The organism is Prevotella amnii CRIS 21A-A (assembly GCF_000177355.1).
GTDB classification, from domain to species: Bacteria; Bacteroidota; Bacteroidia; order Bacteroidales; family Bacteroidaceae; genus Prevotella; species Prevotella amnii.
Genome location: NZ_ADFQ01000004.1, coordinates 21,558 through 43,158 on the forward strand (window position 1 = coordinate 21,558; position 21,601 = coordinate 43,158).

The 21,601-nt window shown below is 32.6% G+C and carries 14 protein-coding genes and 4 tRNA genes; 5 read left to right on the plus strand and 13 right to left on the minus strand.

The window, feature by feature from the left end:
* Window positions 1-4 precede the first annotated feature (4 nt).
* From dacB to HMPREF9018_RS00915, 6 genes are all read right to left on the minus strand, one after another.
* Window positions 5-1,342, minus strand: a complete 1,338-nt coding sequence (dacB, locus tag HMPREF9018_RS00890) for a D-alanyl-D-alanine carboxypeptidase/D-alanyl-D-alanine endopeptidase (protein WP_008446797.1) — start codon at window positions 1,340-1,342, stop codon at window positions 5-7.
* Window positions 1,332-1,760: a PH domain-containing protein gene (locus HMPREF9018_RS00895; protein WP_008446768.1), complete on the minus strand. Its 429-nt coding sequence runs from the start codon at window positions 1,758-1,760 to the stop codon at window positions 1,332-1,334. The genes dacB and HMPREF9018_RS00895 overlap by 11 nt, the downstream gene beginning before the upstream one ends.
* Window positions 1,760-2,377, minus strand: a complete 618-nt coding sequence (gene ruvA / locus HMPREF9018_RS00900; RefSeq protein WP_008446774.1) for a Holliday junction branch migration protein RuvA — start codon at window positions 2,375-2,377, stop codon at window positions 1,760-1,762. Before ruvA ends, HMPREF9018_RS00895 begins: the two co-directional genes overlap by 1 nt.
* 163 nt (window positions 2,378-2,540) lie before the next feature.
* A complete protein-coding gene (locus HMPREF9018_RS00905) occupies window positions 2,541-3,623 on the minus strand; it encodes an OmpA family protein (protein WP_008446794.1) in 1,083 nt (360 codons plus the stop codon).
* A gap of 253 nt (window positions 3,624-3,876) precedes the next feature.
* Window positions 3,877-7,047 carry a glycoside hydrolase family 2 TIM barrel-domain containing protein gene (locus tag HMPREF9018_RS00910; RefSeq protein WP_008446778.1) on the minus strand — a complete coding sequence of 1,057 codons (3,171 nt, stop codon included), beginning with the start codon at window positions 7,045-7,047 and terminating at the stop codon, window positions 3,877-3,879.
* Window positions 7,048-7,535: 488 nt separating this feature from the next.
* The gene (locus HMPREF9018_RS00915; protein ID WP_008446836.1) at window positions 7,536-8,936 is read right to left on the minus strand and encodes a C1 family peptidase; all 1,401 of its coding nucleotides are present in this window, start codon (window positions 8,934-8,936) and stop codon (window positions 7,536-7,538) included.
* A gap of 887 nt (window positions 8,937-9,823) precedes the next feature.
* Here HMPREF9018_RS00915 and HMPREF9018_RS00920 point away from each other — a divergent pair.
* The 5 genes from HMPREF9018_RS00920 to HMPREF9018_RS00940 all read left to right on the plus strand — a co-directional run bounded on the left by HMPREF9018_RS00920 (window position 9,824) and on the right by HMPREF9018_RS00940 (window position 13,259).
* Window positions 9,824-12,133 (plus strand): outer membrane beta-barrel protein, encoded by a 2,310-nt coding sequence (locus tag HMPREF9018_RS00920; protein WP_232724620.1) that lies wholly within the window; start codon window positions 9,824-9,826, stop codon window positions 12,131-12,133.
* Window positions 12,134-12,552: 419 nt separating this feature from the next.
* Window positions 12,553-12,626, plus strand: a tRNA-Met gene (locus tag HMPREF9018_RS00925).
* A 137-nt stretch (window positions 12,627-12,763) separates the two neighbouring features.
* A tRNA-Val gene (locus HMPREF9018_RS00930) sits at window positions 12,764-12,838 on the plus strand.
* 43 nt (window positions 12,839-12,881) lie between these two features.
* Window positions 12,882-12,956: transfer RNA gene (locus HMPREF9018_RS00935), tRNA-Val, on the plus strand.
* Window positions 12,957-13,025: 69 nt separating this feature from the next.
* Window positions 13,026-13,259 carry a YecH family metal-binding protein gene (locus tag HMPREF9018_RS00940; protein ID WP_008446801.1) on the plus strand — a complete coding sequence of 78 codons (234 nt, stop codon included), beginning with the start codon at window positions 13,026-13,028 and terminating at the stop codon, window positions 13,257-13,259.
* 395 nt (window positions 13,260-13,654) lie between these two features.
* Here the strand turns inward: HMPREF9018_RS00940 and HMPREF9018_RS00945 are convergent.
* The 7 genes from HMPREF9018_RS00945 to dnaN form a co-directional block, all read right to left on the minus strand.
* Window positions 13,655-13,729, minus strand: a tRNA-Arg gene (locus tag HMPREF9018_RS00945).
* A gap of 305 nt (window positions 13,730-14,034) precedes the next feature.
* The gene (locus HMPREF9018_RS00950) at window positions 14,035-14,553 is read right to left on the minus strand and encodes an isoprenylcysteine carboxyl methyltransferase family protein (RefSeq protein ID WP_008446796.1); all 519 of its coding nucleotides are present in this window, start codon (window positions 14,551-14,553) and stop codon (window positions 14,035-14,037) included.
* 88 nt (window positions 14,554-14,641) lie between these two features.
* Window positions 14,642-16,300 (minus strand): tetratricopeptide repeat protein, encoded by a 1,659-nt coding sequence (locus tag HMPREF9018_RS00955; RefSeq protein ID WP_008446788.1) that lies wholly within the window; start codon window positions 16,298-16,300, stop codon window positions 14,642-14,644.
* Between the two features lie 10 nt (window positions 16,301-16,310).
* A complete protein-coding gene (gene recN, locus HMPREF9018_RS00960) occupies window positions 16,311-17,972 on the minus strand; it encodes a DNA repair protein RecN (RefSeq protein ID WP_008446782.1) in 1,662 nt (553 codons plus the stop codon).
* A gap of 91 nt (window positions 17,973-18,063) precedes the next feature.
* Entirely contained in the window at window positions 18,064-19,284 is a 1,221-nt protein-coding gene (coaBC, locus tag HMPREF9018_RS00965; RefSeq protein ID WP_008446809.1) for a bifunctional phosphopantothenoylcysteine decarboxylase/phosphopantothenate--cysteine ligase CoaBC, read from the minus strand.
* Between the two features lie 22 nt (window positions 19,285-19,306).
* Window positions 19,307-20,170 (minus strand): 3'-5' exonuclease, encoded by an 864-nt coding sequence (locus HMPREF9018_RS00970; RefSeq protein ID WP_008446807.1) that lies wholly within the window; start codon window positions 20,168-20,170, stop codon window positions 19,307-19,309.
* A 208-nt stretch (window positions 20,171-20,378) separates the two neighbouring features.
* A complete protein-coding gene (gene dnaN / locus HMPREF9018_RS00975) occupies window positions 20,379-21,503 on the minus strand; it encodes a DNA polymerase III subunit beta (RefSeq protein WP_008446757.1) in 1,125 nt (374 codons plus the stop codon).
* Window positions 21,504-21,601: the final 98 nt, after the last annotated feature.

Genomic DNA, 21,601 nt, shown 5'->3' on the forward strand with positions numbered 1-21,601 from the left:
TATTTTATTGGCACAAAGCTATGCATATTTTATTTTGAAAGCTATGCATGGCTATATTTGATAGCCCTCCATTATTAATAATAGAAAAAGCTATAACATGTCCATTAGCTGCAGTTAAATAACCTGCTAATGAACTAACACCTATAACAGTTCCTGTTTTAGCCCTAACATTTCGCGCAGCAGGTGTATTTTGCATACGTTTTTTAAGAGTTCCACTAACTCCTGCAAGAGGAAGAGTATTAAGAAGCGTGTTATAAATATCAGAATGTTGATAAGCATAACGTAATAATTTCACCTCCAACTCAGCACTCACATAATTATAAAGGGACAACCCGCTACCATCTGCTATCTTATATTCTGACGGAACTAATCCTATCTTTCGTATAAGTTGTTTAATATAAAACCGAGCATTATTTGCAGATGACTGCTTATTAACTCCTTTATTAGATGCCAATTGATAAAACATTGATTCAGCATAAAGATTATCACTTGCCTTCATCATATGATCCATTATATCACTAATTTTATGAGTTATATTTATTATTTCTTTCCCTTTTGTAGGGAGATTCCTAATGCCATAACCATTAGCTATAGTGATCCCATTCAAATTTAACATATGATAAAAACTATATAAAAAATCATCTTTTTTATTATATAATAAAGGTGTCAATATCGGATTTTTATCGTCCCAACACCATCCCTGTCCAAAAATATTATTATCTTTAAAAGATAAATCAGCATATAGTGTACCTGTTATATGACGTATGCCTAAATTTTTGATAGCAGAAACAAATGAAGTCATATCTGATTTGCCAAACATAGGATCCATTCCTCCCAAAACATAAACATCACCCTCTAACGATTGTGTACTATCATTTATGCTCCCTGTATAATAAAGTGTAGTTTGGTAATTATAAACAGAAGATAGCTTATCAAGAGAAGCAATAGCTGTTATACACTTCATAGTTGATGCTGGACGTAAAAGAAGACGCTCATTATATTTGAAAAGTATAGAATCCTCTGTTAAATCCCATATCATAATACCTGCTTGAACAGTCTTAAGCATAGGACTTGTTAAAATATTATTCAATCGTTTAATAATATTTTCTTTCCATGATCCTATATTATTATATTCAAAAGAAATAATTGCACTATCAGCATCATCTTCTTCTGTAGTATCTGAGGAAAGCTCTTTAAACAATTGCTTTTGTGAGATTGTTTCTGAACTGTTTTTAGAAGAATAAGCACATATACTATCTACACTATTAAAATGTTTTTTTGCAGATAATGGAAAAGATATAATTGCTATAATAAATAATATTACTATATTTTTATTTTTCATATCTATTACATATTAATATATTCATTCTGTTCTGCAGAGCTACTATAAATTTAATTCTATTCTTAGGTTGGAAACTTATATATGTTTCATCTGTTTTTGTTAATACAACAATATGTCCCATTTGAAAAACTAAAGGTCGTGTTGTAATATTTTTTATATTTACAAGCGGTAATATTTTCTTTTTACTAAACCACCCCTCTTTAATAATAATTTCTTTGTACGTAAGCGTATATATAGTATGTAAACATCTATCAGCAGCAAAAAGTATTATAATAAATATCAACAGACCTAATAAGAAAAGAAGCATTCTATCATAATACCAAAAACAATACAAGTCGCTAAAAAATAGAATAAGAAAACTAACATAATCTATAAATGTAATTTTATATCCAAATATCTTAGTATCTATTTCTTTCATCACTTTATTATTTTAAGTGCTTGTTTTACCACTTGCTCTACAGGTAAATTTGCATCTTTGGTAAGAACTTCTATCACTACCTTAGATGATGATACTGGAGAAAATCCCAACATCGTAAGCGCAGATATAGCCTCGTCCTTAACTGCGGTATCAATATTTAAATTGTTAGAAGAAGTATTTACATAAAGCTCATTAGCAATATCTGCTTGAATTATCTTATCTCTAAGATCTACTATAATGCGCTGAGCTGTCTTTAATCCTATGCCTTTAACCGATTTTAGCATTCTTTCTTCACCATTAGAAATAACATTACACAATTCTGATGGTGTAAATGAAGATAAAATCATACGAGCTGTGTTTGCTCCAACACCCGAAACTGTAATTAATAACTTATAAAGAGAGCGTTCCTGCTTTGAAGAAAAGCCATAAAGCGTATAACTATCATCTCGTCCTCCAGTTATAATAGCCTCATATATATAAAGTTTTATATCTTTCTTTCCCTGTATGTCACTATAAGTATTTAAAGATATGTTGATAGCATATCCTATACCATATGCTTCTACTATTGCTATAGCAGGAGTCATCTCTATTAACTCACCTTTAATATATTCTATCATCACTAATCGTATATATGCATATTAACACTCTTTGGAAAAATTATAAGTTTAAGAAAACTCGTTTTAGCCTTTAAAGAGGGATAACATATTTATCTTTTGCAAAGGTAAAAAAAAAGCGCATCGAATAACCTCGATGCGCTTAAATATTTATTATTAAAATATATTACTTAACGTAAATTACAGCCAAACGGTTAGAGGTTACACCTTGAACACCCTTACCAGTAGCGCTATCAATAACAACACCCTTGTTCTGTAAATACTTAGCTACCTCATCAGCACGAGCCTGAGACAAGCGATCATTAAGCTCCTTAGGACCTTCTGGAGAAGCTGTACCAACGATCTGTACATGACGACCTTCTGGAACCTTATCTAAAGCTGCTTTAGCATCATTTGTTAGATAATGTTTGCCCTGTGCAAATGTTACAAAAATCAAATCTTCTACACAAAGTTCTTTCTGAGCTTCTACAGGAACTTCCTTAACAACCTCTTTAATAACCTCTTTTGGCTTAGCTGCGAGCTGATCGCGTAAAGAATTGATTTCTTTATTCATTGCAGCTACATCATAAACCTTGAAATTATGAGTACCATTAGAAGTCATGAACTTATAATTAACACCAAGGAATAAGCCTAACTGTGCTGCGTGCTTATTAAACTGAACTGCATCGCCAGGACCATGAGTTAGATTCCAAAGAACTGCTGGCTCAACATAGAACTGGAACTGCTTTTCTTCACCAAAATTAAAAGCGAACTGCAAACCAGTCTTAGAAGTTAGCTCTGTATCATCAAGAGTATTGTCAGGGCTAACAGCTCTATTGTCTCCATAGAAAATAGTGTAACCAATACCAGCTTCACCAATTAACTCAAATGCACGGTCTGGATTGTATTCACAAAAGATGTTTGTGAAATTCACATTACCATTCAAACCTACATTTAAACCACGTACAACTGTATGAGAATCCAACATACCAATACCACTACCTGGAGCACCTGTGTAAAAACCATTGTTTCCAAAGAAAGCAAGAGCCTCTAAGTTTGCACCAAACATTGGATTAAACCACTTACCAAACTTAAGCCCTGCTGCAGGGTTTAAAGGGAAGATAGTCTTGAATGTCATAGGAGTAACAACACCACCCTCTACACCAACGTAGACATTGTCTAACAACTTTGACTTCTCATAAGCAACTTGTGCACTTGTCGAAACAACGCCCATTGCAAGCATTGAAAGTGCGATAAATAACTTTTTCATAAAACGTTTAATATTAACTTATTATTTTCAGCAAATAAATTTTATAGCTGCAAAGGTAATAGTTTTTTTTTGAAAAAAGAGAAATTATGTACTAAAAAGATTTTTTCTTAAACAAAAATCTATCCAATATGTAAAATTCTACAACTCCTATTAACCATACTTTTTCTCATTATGCCTTTCCTTATACCATTAAAAATAGCGTATATATACCTGTTATAGATATATACACGCTACCATTTTATATAATCTATTATCACCTATTAGGAATTATCCAAAAAGCAAAATTCCTATTTTTTATAGGTAACATATATTCTTTTAGAGGCCATTCACCCCAACTATTAATACCTCCAACACCCATCATATCAGCATCGAGGGTTATATTAGTAAATTTAGAAAGTGGTACTTGATAGCTATGAGCTTGACACTTATTAAGCCCTGCATCTAAATTGTCTATATCATAATGTAAGATACTTGTAAGCATTGTTCCTTTCAAAGGAATGAAAGTTAGACCATTATTTTTATTATCATATACAGTTAATTCTCTTACGTCCGACTTAGTTCCTGTTTCTTGTGGTCTTATATATGGGAAAAACTCTTTATCTGCGTTACTATTATATATACCTATGAGCTGAGAATTCTTTCTATCGGGATAATTTTCTATCGGGCCACGACCATAATACGTTATATTACTCATTTCATATGGCACTTGCATTATCATACCAAACCTAGGCATATAACCAAACTCTTGTTTACCTTCTGAAATCATATTCATATTAACAAGCAGCTTGTTTTCATTATCAATAATATAAGACATATCTAAACTACAGCCCGTATTCTCTATTTGATACTTTGCAAAAACGCCTCTATGTACCTTATCATAATGTATATCTTTTAATTTTAATATAGGATTATGCCATTGTATCATCTTTATCTGAAACTGACTACCCATATCATTGTCTGTAACAGCACGCCAAAAGTTTGGTTTTAACGTACCTTTATTACCTAAATAACTTATACCATTAACAACATATTGTGAAATATATCCAGTAGTCCTATCAAATTCTAAATATAGTCCTTTCTTATTTGTAATAATAATTGGTTTTTTAGGTTTATCTATTACCTTTAACTTGTCCTTTGCCGTATTAGGTTTATCTTTCATTAATGGGCTATATTCTCCTTGTATATAAAACTGGTTATAAGCCACTCGTTGTCCTTTCTTCATTAATGGCTCAGCTTCTTTCAATACAAATTCTACATTTAACAAAACTTCTCCTGCCACCTCTGGCAATTGATAAGGCAAAGTAAAATCTACAGTTTGCTGAGGCTGAACATCTATATTATTGATTACGCCTGAAGAAAACTTTTTACCATCAATCAAAAGAGTCCATACAAGAGCATAATCACTTAAATCACGAAAGAAAAACTCATTATATACAGCTATCTTACCTTTTTTAAGATCAATGGGTTTTGTCCAAATATTCTGATATTCATAACCAAGCTCATAAGCATGAGGGTTTAACTGTCTATCCGGACCTATTAAACCATTACAGTTGAAATTATTATCAGATGGATCATGCTTATTAAAATCTCCTCCATAGGTATATTGAGTTTTACTTGATACTTGTTGAGCTTCTTGTTCAAGCTGTGCCAACGACTTATTTGCATCATATCTTGGGGTTAAATGTAAAGCTTGATCAACAAAATCCCAATCAAACCCACCTTGATATATAGGATATTTTCGTATTAAATCCCAGTATTCTTTTAATCCTCCTCCAGAATTTCCCATAGTATGATTATACTCACACTGTATTAAAGGCCGAGTGTTTCTTTCGTCTAACGCATAAGCCTCACAATCTGTAGGGGATAGATACATAGGACAAAAAATATCAGTAGCATAACCATTTCTTTCTGCTCGCTCAAACTGTACTACACGACTTTTATCCTGCGACTTTATCCAATCAAAAACAACATCAAAATTCTTACTATAACAAGTTTCATTACCCAAACTCCAAAATATAATGCTGGGATGATTAAATAATGTCTCTACATTATGCTGATTTCTTTCCATTATTTGTTTAGCAAACATAGGTTGAGCTGTAGGTGCATCTTTGCTGTATCCAAAGCCATGACTTTCCATATTAGCTTCTGCAACAACATAAAAACCCAACTCATCGCAAAGATCATACCATTGTGGATCATCAGGATAATGGCAGGTTCTTACAGCATTAACATTAAGCTGCTTCATGATTTTCAAATCCTGTAACATACGTTCACGCGAAACATTATAACCTCCATCAGGATCCATCTCATGGCGATTTACTCCTTTTATCAATATAGGTTTCCCATTTACCAAAACTTGTTTATTCTTTATCTCTACTTTTCTAAATCCTACTTGCTGTGGGATAATCTCTACCACCTTATTACTTTTAGGATCTATTGTGGCAACTTCCAATCTATATAAATAAGGTGTTTCTGCAGTCCATTTATTTGGATTACTTAATTTAAATAAAGTCTCAACTATACCTTTCTTATTTCCAAGTTTCAAAGAAGAGGCTACTTCTTTACCCATCTTATCCTTTAAGGTAAAACGAAGTTTAGCATTCCCACTCACATTAGCCTTAATATATAACGTTCCGTCTGAATAATTATTAATTAAGTCTGGAGTTATCTTTATATTATCCAAATGAATTTTCTTATCCCTTGCATATAAATAACAATCGCGTGCTATACCACTCAAACGCCAAAAATCCTGATCCTCGCAATAACTTCCATCACACCATCTGAATACTTGAAAAGCTATTTGGTTCTCACCTTTTTTTAAATATGGGGTTATATCAAATTCTGCTGCTACCTTTGAGTCCTCAGCGTAACCTACATACTTACCATTTACCCATAGATAAATGCATGATGTAACAGACCCAAAGTGAGCTATCACCTGCTTGCCGTCCCAATTATCAGGAATATTTATAGTTTTTCGGTATGACCCTACATGATTATCTTTTATGGGAGTATATGGAGGATTATTCTTAAAATTTCCTCTCCAAGCAAAACCCACATTAAGATATACAGGGTCGCCAAACCCATTTACTTCCCATATAGCAGGTACGTTTATAGTACCCCATTTAGAATCATTAAAAGTTGTTTCGTAAAAATTGGTTGGACGTTGATCTGCGTTTTCTACCCACTTAAATTTCCATTTACCATTTAACGACATATAATTACCCGACTCCTTAGGATTTATATTATCTAATCCCTTATCATTAGGCTTAAAAGCAAAGAAATTGGTATGTAAAGGGAAACGATTAACAGCATTAATCTGTAAATTTTGCCGTTCGTTAAATGTTGGTTCCACATCTTGCGAATGTGCAAACGTATAGCTACCTATAAATAGGCAAGTAAGAAATAATAAGTTTTTTTTGTTCATTATATAGGTTTATTTGTTTATATTATCAAGTAAAAATTGTATGCGCAAAGGTAATAAAAATCAAAGAGATATTAAATATCTCTGTTACTTTTTATATTCAATCTTTGTTGATAAATTAAAAAAAATATCAAATTATAAAGTTTTATATCAGCCTGAAAATACTATTTCTAATATTACCTTTTTCTTCTCTGTACCAACATATCAATAAAAAACTACAATACTACAAAAGGTATAATATAAGTTCCTAATAATAATCAGCATACAGCCATATATCAATGCCATGTAGGATTATTATCCGCTTTCACCCCTTAAACCAAAACTCTTAAATAAAACACAATCTTTAGAAAATAACGAAAGCCCTACTCCACCTAAAAAGGGCAAATTGGAAACAACTTATAACATAACATTTTCTACAACAAAAAAAAAGACATTTGGAGCTTTCGATATTACCAAATGTCCTTTTCACATATAATCATCTATTTATTTTCTCATTTATCTTCTCCAAAAAGCGGATCATCAGAGGTTAACATTATAGGTTTTTGGTTAAAAGCTTTTATAATACTTTCAGATGCATATTGCTTATCTACAACAAGACGAAACATATAATTCTCAAACCAACGATTAGTCATGATAAGATAACCATTATGCCCATTTTTAGATCCCCATGAATTTTCTACTTTCCATTTCTTAGGCTTTCCATTTTCATCTAAATCTACAGCCGTTAAAGTCATAGCATGAGTAGATCCACTATCAAAAGTAGATATACGTTCTGCTTTAGTCATTGTAAAGTCTGTATTGTACAATGTAGCATAATCATAATTCTCTGTGTCTAAAAAACCTAAATTACGATCTAACTGTTTCCCTACATCATAGCTTGAATACATTTTTTTCCCATCTTTTAATGAAGCTATTGCAAGTTTTGCTATATCATCTGTTGGCAGATTAAGGTATTTCCAGTTATGCCCATCATAGGTATGCCTGTCATACTCCACTTCATACGTCTTATAATATGGCCTTCGTGGATCATTCATAACCATAAGGAATGTACCATTTAACGTTGCTCCCACTGTTTCTTTATAAAACTCTTGCGGGGTATAAACCTTAGCTTTAGATACTTGCTTACCATCTTTATTCTTAAAAGCATAAGCAAATTTTTTCACAGGTTCTCCTAAAGACAAAGCAAGCATTCTATATATAGTGCCTAACATTTCTGTTTTTCGCGATTTAAGCTCTTTCTTCGATTTTTTACTTGCTACCATTCTCCTTAATTCTAACCCATATTCGCGTAGCTTAGAAGAAATAAGTTTTGCCATACGAGAGGTGTTTTCCGAAGAATAAGTTTCAGGCATAACCTCCATAGGTACTACTCCATATTTTTCTGTTAAATCTGCTACACCGCAGAAAGTTCCACCATCGGAAATAGGATTCTTAAGAAAAAATTGAACCTTAGGGTCTTCCAAAGGCTTGGAAGCATAGTCTATCATGCTTTGAAGCATTAAGTTAGATTTCTCTAATTGGTCATAAAAACTAAGATAAACATGTGAAAATTCTACCTTCAAGCTATCTTTATGAGCCAAAGCAAAACGAGAGCGCAATACGTTCAATCCCGAAAATAGCCAACAACGTCCTGAACTTTTCTGATTATGAATATTTTGCTTAGGAGTTTCTATACTAAAATAATCGTCAAAGAGAGTCTTGTTCTTAGTGTTGCGTGCAAGGTCATCTATAGAATTTGATGCCATTGCTGTAGCTATAGCCTTAAAACCAGACGATGTTATGTTACTCTCTATCTTTTGTAACATTTGCTGATCTATGCCACCATTACTTGTTTGTGCATTTACTGTAAGCGTTCCAAAAAGTAAAGTTGAGAGAATTAAAAATTTACTCATAAGTTTTTTTTATTTATTCTTTTATTTATAACTATTTGCTTTACCGTAGATTTTATTTTACTCTACCTAAAACTCTATATAATGCAAAGATATACATTTATAATGATATAATCAAAGAGTTAAAAAAAAGAAGTAATCATAATTTTCTTTTTATTCCTCTAAAAGATATATAATCTCTTAAAAAAGAATTTCTGTTTTATAAACATTCACTCATACATAAAAACATCTATATCTCTTTTTACCTTTATTTAAAATAAAACATAACCTAACAAGAAAAGAAAAACTACTTTCTTAAATACAAAAAGATAACTTTAACTTAGAAAAATAACCTATTTTTATATCAAAAATAGATTAAATTTCCAACAAAAATAATTTATTTTCTTTACAAACACTTTATCTTTTTATAATAAACACACTATCATCTTTCTAATAAAAGAACACACCTTTTGCTATAAAAAAGCAAAAATATCAAATCCATGCTTAAAACCAAGAATAATATTTATACAAAGACAAGCCACGGATATATTTGCAAAAGATTGACAGCAGACAACTAACAATAATAAACATCTTAAGTTTTAACACATATCAAACAGGAAGATACATATAAAACTACCAAGCATAATATAAGATGTTGCTGTGCATTGATGTAAAAAAGGTGAAGAGGTGTTCTTTTATAAGATTGGTGAGAAATTCTAAATACATTATTACACTTTTGTGTAATAATTAAGCCACCTACTCGTTTTTTTACTTTTAATGTATCGAAATTTTAAAAAAAAACTAATTTTGTAACGAAAACAATCAATTAGTAATATTCAACTTCTATGTAACACAATAAAAAAATGGGCAATAAAATAATAACAGAAAAATCTTATATAAAGATTAGTCTTATGAAAAAATATCTTTTAATGCTGTCGCTATATATAAGTTTTGTCACTGCCGTTAGTGCACAAAGCATTTCTGGACAGGTAATTGGCGCCAACGATCAACCTTTAGAGTTTGCTAACATTGTATTATTACAACAATCTGACAGCTCTTTTATTAAAGGAACCACAAGCAACAGCGATGGCACTTTCACAATACAACAGCCCAATGTAAAGGTATTTGTCCGTGTGTCTTATATTGGATATGCAACTAAATACTTAGAATCGCAACCCAATATGGGAAAAATCATATTAAAGGCAGATTCAAGTACTTTATCAGAGGTCGTTGTTACTGGCCATAGAAATATGTTCAAAATGGGAAAAGAAGGCATTGTTACAAATGTTTCTAATACCCCTTTAAGCAAAATAGGAACAGCTGAGGACGTGCTGAAATACGTACCCAGCATTTCTAAAAATAACGATGGCTTTAACGTCTTTGGTAAAGGCAAACCTACTTTCTACCTTAACGGCAGACAATTGCAAGACTTGTCTGAGCTCTACCGCTTAAGTTCTGATAAAATAAAAAGCATTGAAGTGATACAGAACCCCGGTTCACAGTATGATGCAACTACTCGTGCCGTTATAAAAATTCGTACTATTCGCCCCAGCGGCGAAGGGTTCGGCGCAAGCATACGTTCATCTTATAGTCAATCGCAGAACATCGATTTAAACGAGCAAATAGATTTAACATACTTTAAAAACGGATTCTATAGTTTTGCCACTTATAATTTCTCTAAAATTGACAACTACCAAAAATCACAAATAGAGCAGACTGTTAAAGCTGATAAGATTTGGAATAAAACCGATAAGCTCGAAGCAAGTGCCAGAAATAAAAATCATAACATAACAGCAGGGTTTAATTATGACATTAACAACAGACACAGCATGGGTATGAAATACACACTCTCATTCAGCCCATTAGATGTTATAGATACACATACAACAACATCAATACTATCTAACAACATACCATCTGACAATATTGATACCCGCACACACATGAGTCATGACACCAGTCCTTCTCATAATATAAACACGTTTTACAATGGAAAGGTTTGGGGCACAAATGTAGATTTAAATATTAATTATATGCTTAGCAAAAACAGTAGCCAGCAAAACAGCGATGAAATTAGTGAAGCTACAATAAGCAAAATTAGTTCAAAAAGCTATATTAAAAACCAAATGTTAGCCGCGAAATTGGTGCTTGGCAGGCAGCTATTTGGAGGAAATATGCGTATAGGCATAGAAACTATCCACACTAATCGTAGTGATAATTACACCATAGACGGCACAGCTATCATATCAAACACTTATAGCACCTTAAAAGAAACACAGATTGCTCCTTTTGCCGAATATGAAAGAAACACACCCATAGGACAGATAAATGTTGGAACCCGTTATGAATATGTGGATTTTAAATATTACAACAATGACATTTTAAAAGCTGATCAGAGCCGTTCTTTCAGCAATTTATTTCCCTATTTTTCGCTATCAAACAAAATAGGCAACACAATACTAAACCTTAGCTATACGGTTAAAACTAAGCGTCCCACATACAGACAGCTGTCAAACAATACCTTATACCTCAATCGTTTTACGCTTCAAACTGGAACCCCAACACTAAAACCCGAACATATCCACGATGTATCGGCTATGGCTGTATGGAAAATGCTGCAATTCATGGTAAGTTGGCAGCACAATAATAATGCTATAATTCATTGGGACGAAGCTGAACCCGGCAATTCTGCCATTACTCGGCTTGAATACAAGAATCTTCATAGCTTAAACAGACTCTTGGCAAATATTGCCTTAGCACCCGCTTTTGGCTCATGGTACCCACAGCTTTCTGTAGGTATAATAAAGCAATGGCTACAACTGGAAACAGCTTATGGTATAGTTGCATTGAATAAACCTATTCTGCAAATAGGCTTCAACAACAGCGTGGCATTGCCTCATAACATAACTATAAACTTAGCAATGAACTATCAATCAAAGGGAAACTACCAGAATGTATACCTTGCTCGCTCCACTTATGCCCTCGATTTATCAGTTACCAAACTATTCTTTAAGGGCGCATTAGAAGTAAACGTTAAAGGTTCTGACCTTTTATATCTGCTCAAGGAAGCCAACTATCTCAACGGCAACCACATCTACATTCAGCAAACCAATCGACATGACAGTCGCGAGGTTGGTATCACACTACGTTATAATTTTAATCTGTCAAAGAACAGCTACAAAGGAAGCGGAGCTGGTAATTCAGAGAAATATAGAATGTAATAAAGTCTTCGCTTTATGTGCTGCAAATTTAGAACTATTCTCCATTATGATGGTATTTATACGCTTCTTGTAGTGTAACACTGTTGCCTACGTACTTAATTAGCTAACAGATAGTACTTTTCTCATTGAGAAAGTTTAGAGTTATGAAGAAACTATTATTGAAACTCCACACTATAGTGAAGATAATATGGTTGTAACAGCATTGCATCTAATTCATTTCATAGTGTTATGTTATAAATGCTTTAACGATACTGCAATGTTCTATTTTTTTTATCATAATCCTATAATAAGATAAGGCTAAATACGTATTAATTTGATTCAACAAACAGATTAAGAAAATATTTTCTTTAAATAAACTTTGGTCATTCCTAAGTTTTTTCTTAACTTTGCACTCGTTATTCAAAACAACATAAACAAATGGCGGGATAGCTCAGTTGGTTAGAGCGTCGGATTCATAATCCGGAGGTCCGGGGATCGTAGCCCCGTCCCGCTACAAAGGTCATAAAGTTGCTGTATAGGCTAATTGAAAAAAAAGAATAAATATTTATTCCTCATATTAGTTCTGTTTATATATTGTTACAGATAAATTAATCAATTAATTCCTTTTTGCAGCTTCCTTTCAGATAATTAGGGCGTTTAGCTCAGTTGGTTTAGAGCATCTGCCTTACAAGCAGAGGGTCGGCGGTTCGAATCCGTCAACGCCCACATTAAAAGAAAGTCTAAATATAATTATCTGAAAAACTTTTCAGGGCGTTTAGCTCAGTTGGTTTAGAGCATCTGCCTTACAAGCAGAGGGTCGGCGGTTCGAATCCGTCAACGCCCACATAAGATTAGCCTTACAATTTTATTGTGAGGCTTTTTTTGTTTTATTAATTAATAAGAATATATATATATGACACATGGACATGAAGTTCTCCACATGATGGAAGGACATAAATATGAAAGCAAAGAACAGTTAATTGAAGCTATTATTAAAACTTTTGGAGCAGAAGAACGTTTTTATACTTGCTCAAGCACTGATATGAGTGCAAGCGAACTTGTAGATTTTCTTATAAAAAGAAGGAAATTTACACCTTTAGATGATAAAACTTTTACAGTAGATACTACGAAAATTTGCAATAATTGATGCTAATTTCATAGCTTTTATATATTTTTTCGCTTCCAAAGGTGCTTATAAATATTTCATCTTTGCATTATATTTTAAAATTATATATTAACGATAAAAATAACTATCTTATCGTTTCTTCATTTTTACAAATAGAGTAATATAAATCAATTCTGATAAAAGATAAAATAATTTTATATTACTGACAAGTAACAACTTTTATAAATTTCCAAAATTATGGCTGATACTGCTCACAAAGTATCAGCCTTTTGGATATTCTTTTTACTACTATGCAATATAGCTTAAATAAATAACATAACATACTTTCTAATAAGCAAGTATCTTAAAAGAAAGTTACTTAAAAATGTTTTGCCTTTTAGCTTGTAGCAAGTTCTCTATGATTATTTCAAAAAAAGTGATTCCGTTGGGGTTCGAACCCAAGACCCACAGCTTAGAAGGCTGTTGCTCTAATCCAACTGAGCTACGGAACCAACACTTTCGCATGCAAAATTAATACTTTTATTATTACTTACCAAATTTATAACATAGTATTTAAACATATAATCGCTGCTCTTTTGTTTTAAACAGCGTATATTTTACAAATACCTCCCTATTGGTTAAATTTATTAGACAATTTGTCAATGATAAAAGGTGGTACATATCATCATACTTTTAGAATGCACCTGTAAACAGAAATTGCAGTTTTTTATAATGTAACCTTATCTCTATTCTTCCTATTATAAGACACACAGAATAACTCTGATACACATTAATTTAATTAAACCAATAGGAATAGTTATACTTTATCTAACATACCTTCCATTGCTCGTTCTTCTTGCTTTATACGTATAAATAATAAACATAAATACACAGGGAAACCAATAAAAAAAGTTATACAAGAATTACAAAGCAAAGCTACACCTAATAATTCAGGTATTATATTAAGGAAATAATTTGGATGCCTAACTGTACGAAACAATAAACTACGTTCTATTCGCTGATTAGGCAAAACGTATAATTTTACTGTCCATATATCTCTTAACTTATACATAACATAAAACAGCATAATATAAGCAAAAGACATAACGATTACACCTAATAAAGAATAATTATTAAAATAAGTCCTATTAGTATATGACTCATAAAGAGCTCCAAAGTAATAAGCTATATGAGCTAATGTAAGCAAAAGAGAATTAAACTTACCATGTTGTTTTGCCCCTTTTTTTATCAACTGTTTTTCATTGCGTATAGAAAACGATAAAGAGATAAGTCTCAATATAAAGAAAAAAATAAATATAGAAATAATATTATTCATAATTGTTATCAATAAAATAAAATTAAAATATGATACTTTTTATTTGAAATTCGTTATAGTATTTTTGTTTTATACGTTTGCTAACATGCTATTTATATTTCTTAAGAAAGCTATCAGCCTGTTTATTGCCAAGTTCTTTTGCCTTGATAATATTTCCTACCCCCTCGGTTTTTTCTTTCAATTCACATTGAGAAATACCTAAAATAAGATAAGCTTCAGCAGCTTTAGGATCTATCTTAATTGCTTCTTTTGCAATATTCTTTGCTACATCATACTTTCCTATCCGCAATAATAAATTAGCAGCTTCAATAGAAAAAAGTACCTCCTTAGGGTCGAGACGAGCAGCAATAGCTATATCTTGTATAGCTTGTTGCCACATCTTTGCTTTTACTTCACATTGTTCACGATTATAATAAAAATCAGAAGATAAACCTCCTTTATTTAAATTCTCATAAACATAATAATCCTTTACCGCCAAACGGTAACGACCCATCTTCTGTAACTGCTGACCTCTAACAAAAAAATAAGGAGCAGATGTTGCCACATAAGGCGTATCACACAATTCTACACTTTGATCAAGCAACCTTAAAATTTCTTCATCTGAAGCATTAAGATGTTGTTTACTCTGAGCCATTTCAAGATACAGCTCAGGATTTTTTATATCTGTTTTTGTTAAAGCCTCAAAAGCTGCATAAGCTTTATTATAATCTCCTTCAGAATAAATTATCTGTGCTTGCAAATGCTTATAAATGTTCATAGGCTTTATACTATAAGCTATTTCTACCTCTTGCTTTGCCTTATCTAAGCTCCAACCTATAGACTTTACCTTGGCAAACAAAGAACTATCTACACATGCAAGATACATATTTCGTGCATAATTAAAATGGGCTTCATCCTTAGCAGACACATTATTAATAGCTTCTCTCATAGCTTTCTCTGCACCTACTATATCACCCATTACTAACAACTTATTTGCATAAATATTATATCCCTCTGCTGCCTTTGGAAATTTATTTATAAAATCTTGTATCGTTGCTTTATAAATTTCTAAAGGTTTCTCACTTGATAACACCAAGGCTACTAAAGCCTCTTCCTGAGAGTCTGGCAAACCTATACGAATAGAACTTGTTCGCATAATGTTATCATTTTGAGATAGCCCCGTAAGTTTAAAATCATTGACATATCTTACATCTGTAGCACACTGTTGAGATGATGATATACTAAATAAGCCTAAAACCTTACCCTTATCATCAACAACAGCCGCACCATTCATTTGCTCAGAAGCAGAAGAACTGAGCAAACTATAATTATATTGCCTCTTAAACTTTTCTATTCCTGTTACAGTAGCCTTAATAGATGCTCCTGTTTTTGGGGTAGGAGTTACCCATACTGTCTGGTCTTTATTTATAACAGATGCTAAAGAAGCTGCAGAGACACTACCTTTTATACGAAACTTAACAAGATTATAAATCTCGTCAGCCCCAAGCAAACACTCCACATCATGGCTAATACCATTAGCATCAATCACCACAGCTTTATCTGCACCTATAAAAGGAGTCCATAAGCTTACCCCTACTCCATCGCTACTTATAAATACTCCATTTGCCCTACCTAACAACGAACCATCAGATTTAAACGTAGTGAGTGTAAAACAACTTCTTGCCGTTTTCTTAACACTTGATGGCTGAGCTACACTATACTGTAACAAAAAAAACAAAAGATATAATATAGTTTTTACCTTTTTCATAAACACTTCCTTATTTAGATTGTTTTATTAATTCACGTGCATTCAGAAGAGCAGCATCTGTAACATCTTCACCAGAGAGCATCTGTGCTATCTCTTGCACTCGCTCATCTATAGAAAGTTCTCTCATTTTACTACGTGTTCCTAATTCTGTATCTTCCTTTTCCACCTTATAGTGAGTACTACCAAAAGCAGCTATCTGCGGAAGATGTGTTATAGATATAACCTGTCTCGCAGTTCCGCCCATATTCTTCATTATCATTGCCATTTTCTCTGCTACTTTACCACTCACTCCTGTATCTATTTCATCAAAAATAATTGTAGGCAGCTTTACTGCTCCACTCAACATAGCTTTCAATGACAACATCACACGAGCTATTTCGCCACCTGATGCTATTTGAGCTATCGGCTCTAATGCTGTTCCTATATTGGCAGAAAAAAGGAATTGCACTTTGTCACTTCCATTTAATGATAATGCTTTTTCTCCTATTTCAACTTTAAACTGAACCTTTGGAATACCAAGAGGAATAAGACGTTTACGCATCTCTTCTTCTATCTGACTTGCTACTTTAGTTCTAACAGAAGTAAGATTTTTAGATAACCGTTCAGCTTCCTTCTTCCAATGTTCTACCGCTTTATGCAATGAGGATAGCTCCTCATCACTATTATCTATATTTTGTAACTGTCTATCTATATTATCCCTAAGCTCAATAAGCTGAACATCACCTTCTGCATGATATTTACGCTCAAGTGCAAATATCAATTCCATTCTTTGATTAATTTCTTCCAAATGCTTAGGATCATATTCTATTTCCTCTACATCTGTACTCAATTCGCCTACAATATCTTTCAGCTCAATATACGATTCCTTTATACGCTGTGCTAATGTTTTAATTTTTGGATACATTATCATTATCCTATCTATAATTTCAGATACATTATATAAGTTATCCAAAATAGCATTATCATCATTTAATAATCTGACAGCTTGATATAGAGAATTCTTAATATCTTCTGAATGAGAAAGTATTTTATACTCTTGTTCCAATGCTTCTTGCTCTCCTGTAACAAGATTAGCTGCGTCTAACTCGTTATACTGAAAACGCAAAAAATCTTCATTCTCTTTTGCTTTTTCCAGCTTTTCTGTTTGTAATATAAGTTCACTTTCGGCTCTTTTATACTGCAAAAAAGCTTTCTTATATTCACTCAACTCTTCTTCATCATGCGCAATAGTATCAACAACGTTAAGTTGGAAATCTTCTTTTTGTAATAAAAGATTCTGATGTTGAGAATGAATATCAATAAGTTTCTCCCCTAATATGCGCATTCCTTGTAGGGATATAGGAGTGTCATTAATAAAAGCACGAGACTTACCGTTTACCATCAATTCGCGCCTAAGAATAGTATCTTTTGGCTCAAAATCAATATTTAGATCCTCAAAATAACTCTTATAATTATATTGTGATATATCAAAATGCGCCTCAATAACACACTTTTTCTCTCCACTTTTTATCATCTTACTATCTGCACGATTGCCTAATAATAAGCCAATTGCGCCCAAGATAATACTCTTACCAGCTCCAGTTTCTCCTGTTATCACAGAAAAGCCTGCATGGAAAGATATATCTAACTGATCAATAAGCGTAAAATTCTTTATATACAAATTCTTTAACATAAATATATCTATATTTCTGTAGGTAACGAAGATTTATTCTTATATCTTATAAATATCGCTCTTTTTTACTATCTTAAAAAAATATTCCTTTTTAAAGTATTTTTTTTAGTTCATTCACTATATCTTTTGCCACATCTTTCTTTGACTTTTTCTCAAAATATACCTTTCTATCATGTGAAATAATAGTAATTTGATTATCATCAGACCTAAAAGTTGTGTTTGGTATACGTGTAGAATTTAATACTATAAAATCGGCATTCTTACGTTCTAATTTTTGCTTTGCATTTGTTTCTTCATTGCTCACTTCCAATGCAAAAGCCACTATACGTTGATGATGTTTTTTCATTTTCCCCACAGCTGCCGCAATATCTTGTGTTGATTGAAGCTGTAAAGTTAAGCCTTTGCCTTCTCGTTTTATCTTCTTATCAGATATAACTTGTGGCTTAAAATCTGCCACAGCTGCACTAAGTATAGCAACATCTGCCTCTGGGAAACGTGCGACAACAGCATCATACATCTCTTTTGTCGACTCAACATCTATTCGCTCTATACTCTCACTACATTGTAAGTTCACAGGACCTGATACTAATATTACCTTAGCACCTCTACACGCACATTCTTCTGCCAAGCAAAAGCCCATTTTCCCTGAAGAATAATTACCTATAAAACGTACAGGGTCAATTTTCTCATAAGTAGGTCCCGCAGTAATAAGGATAGTCTTTCCTATAAGATCTTTTTGCCTTGTAAAACTAACATTCCAATTACCTTTCTTAGAAAAGAAATCTTCTATATATGATACTATCCTTACAGGCTCTTCCATACGACCTTTTCCTTCTAAACCACTAGCAAGAAAACCACTAACAGGATCAATTATATAATTACCATACCCTTGCAATATTTCTATATTATGCTTAGTAGAGGGATGCTGATACATATCCAAATCCATAGCTGGAGCAACAAAAACAGGAGCCTTCATAGAAAGATAAGTAGTTATTAGCATATTATCTGCTACACCATTAGCCATCTTAGACAACGTGCTTGCAGTGCAAGGGGCTATTAACATAGCATCTGCCCATAACCCAAGTTCTACATGTGAATGCCATGTACCATCACGCTGTGCAAAGAAATCACTAATTACAGGCTTGCTTGTAAGTGCCGATAAAGTAATTGGAGTAATAAACTCCTTCCCATTAGGTGTTATTACCACCTGCACCTCTGCTCCTTTTTTTATAAACTCACGCACTATAAGGCAGCTCTTATAAGCAGCTATAGAGCCTGTAATACCTAATACTATCTTCTTACCTCTAAGCATTCTTAATATAAACTTTTAGAAATTAACCATTCATACGATTACTAAATTCACGTAAACGGATTATAGTAAGAACCTGCTTAGTATTATAAGTAAAATCACTACCTAACATCCAACTAAAATATCCAGGATCTCGGTGTAACACTTCAGCTACATCCCAGCCTTTATATTTCCCAAAATTAAACACTTCATGCCTACGAGGAACTCCATTATCATCTAAAATCACATTACCCTCCTTATCAGTTTCATCTTTCCAGATAATTCTACCTGCAAAATCAACAAAATCATTCATCTTTGAAAAATCAGCTAAAGCATCTACACTGTTTTCCAATATACGTTTCTCATCTGTCTGGTTCTTAGAAGAATACATCTCTATTTCACCTTGTAAAACTGCCCAAGTAGCCTCTGTATCTTGATCTGCACGATGCGCTTTAAAATCTTCTTCCATTTTCCTACCACAATAAAACTCATAAGCTGCAGCAAGATTCCTACGTTCCATCTTATGAAAAATACTTTGTGCATCAACTAACTGACATTTAGAAAAATCAAACTCTATACCTGCCCTTAAAAATTCTTCTGCAAGCATAGGAATATCAAAGCGATTAGAATTAAAACCAGCAAAATCACATCCTGTAAATTTCAAAGATAACTCCTTTCCTTTCTCTTTAAAGGTAGGAGCTTTTGCTACATCTTCATTTGTTATACCTGTAAGAGCTATAACCTCTTCGGGAATCTGTTTCCCAGGATTGATAAAAATATTTTCACGCTCTTCCTTTCCATCTGGATAAACTTTTATATATGATATTTGAATAATACGATCATTAACAAGATCTAATCCTGTCGTTTCAAGATCGAATACAATTAAAGGACGTTTTAATTTTAACTTCATTATTTTCTCCTTAATTTATTAAAAGACTTCTACAAAAACATATAATCTCTAATCTTCTATACTTAATATGTTATTTTATAGAATCTTACTTTACATAACAGAGCGGACTATTATTCTTTTTTATATACTTTATTTTTAAAAAAAAGAGAAAGCTCAAAGATACATTTCTTCTCTCTGTGCTTTCTCTTTTCAATATTATTTTTTTATTTTAATCATTCAACAACATTGGCATAATAAGCATTAATACATCTACATTCTCTAATTGTTTATTAGGAAGAACTATGCCTGCACGTGAAGGATCAGCAAGCTCTATTGTAACATCATCACCATCAAGATTGTTCAATATATCAAGCATACTAGTTCCTTTAAAACCTATACTCATAGCATTGCCAGCATAATTACATACAACGCTTTCTTTTGCACTTGTAGAAAAATCAATATCTTCAGCATTAAGAGTAAGCACTCCTTGTTCTATCCGAAAACGTATCAACGGTGAAGCCTCACTAGCAAAAGGCAATACACGACGAATAGCCCCTATAAGAGAACGACGATCTATAACTATCTGATTAGGATTTGCGACAGGAATAACGCTATTATAATTAGGGAATCTACCTTCTATAAGTCGACAAGAAAGATTACCTTCTGCATAAGAAATTTCTGCAGAACGCTGATCATATCTAATAATAACATCTCCACCATCTTTAGACAACACATTTTTCAATAAGTTTGCAGGCTTCTTAGGAAGGATAAATGCTGACTCTTTATCACTTTTAATTGTAAAAATCTTATTACGAACAAGTTTTTGACCATCAGTAGCAACTATAGATAAACTATCTGACAAAAGATCAAAGTAAAGACCATTCATAACAGGACGAAGCTCATCTTGTGCTGTAGCAAACAAAGATCGAGTAATTGCATCTACCAAAATATTAGAATCAATTACAATCGTTGTCGCATCTGAAGATACAGTTTGAACTCTTGGATATTCCTCTGCCGAAAAGATTGGAAAATTATAAGAGCCATTCTGATAAGTTATATATATCTTCTGCTCATTCATATTAACATCCAACGAAAGAGGCTGTTCAGGCAATTCTTTTACAGCATCAATAATAGTTTGATTATTAACAGCAAAGCTCGCTTCACCATCAGCACTATCAAGTTCTATTATACAATGTATTGTATTTTCACTATCCGAAGCTGTAATAGTCAACTGGTTATTCTTTATTTCAAACAAAAAGCAATCAAGGATAGCTATAGCATTCTTGTTAGCTATAACCTTAGACAGTGTTTGTAATTTGCTGCTCAATAACGAGCTTGAAAGATTAAATATCATCAATATGTCTTGTTTAGTTAATACTCTACATGAAATTATATCATAAAAGAAATAACCTTCTTTTACAACTTTCCACTATTAGAGTACAAAAATACAAA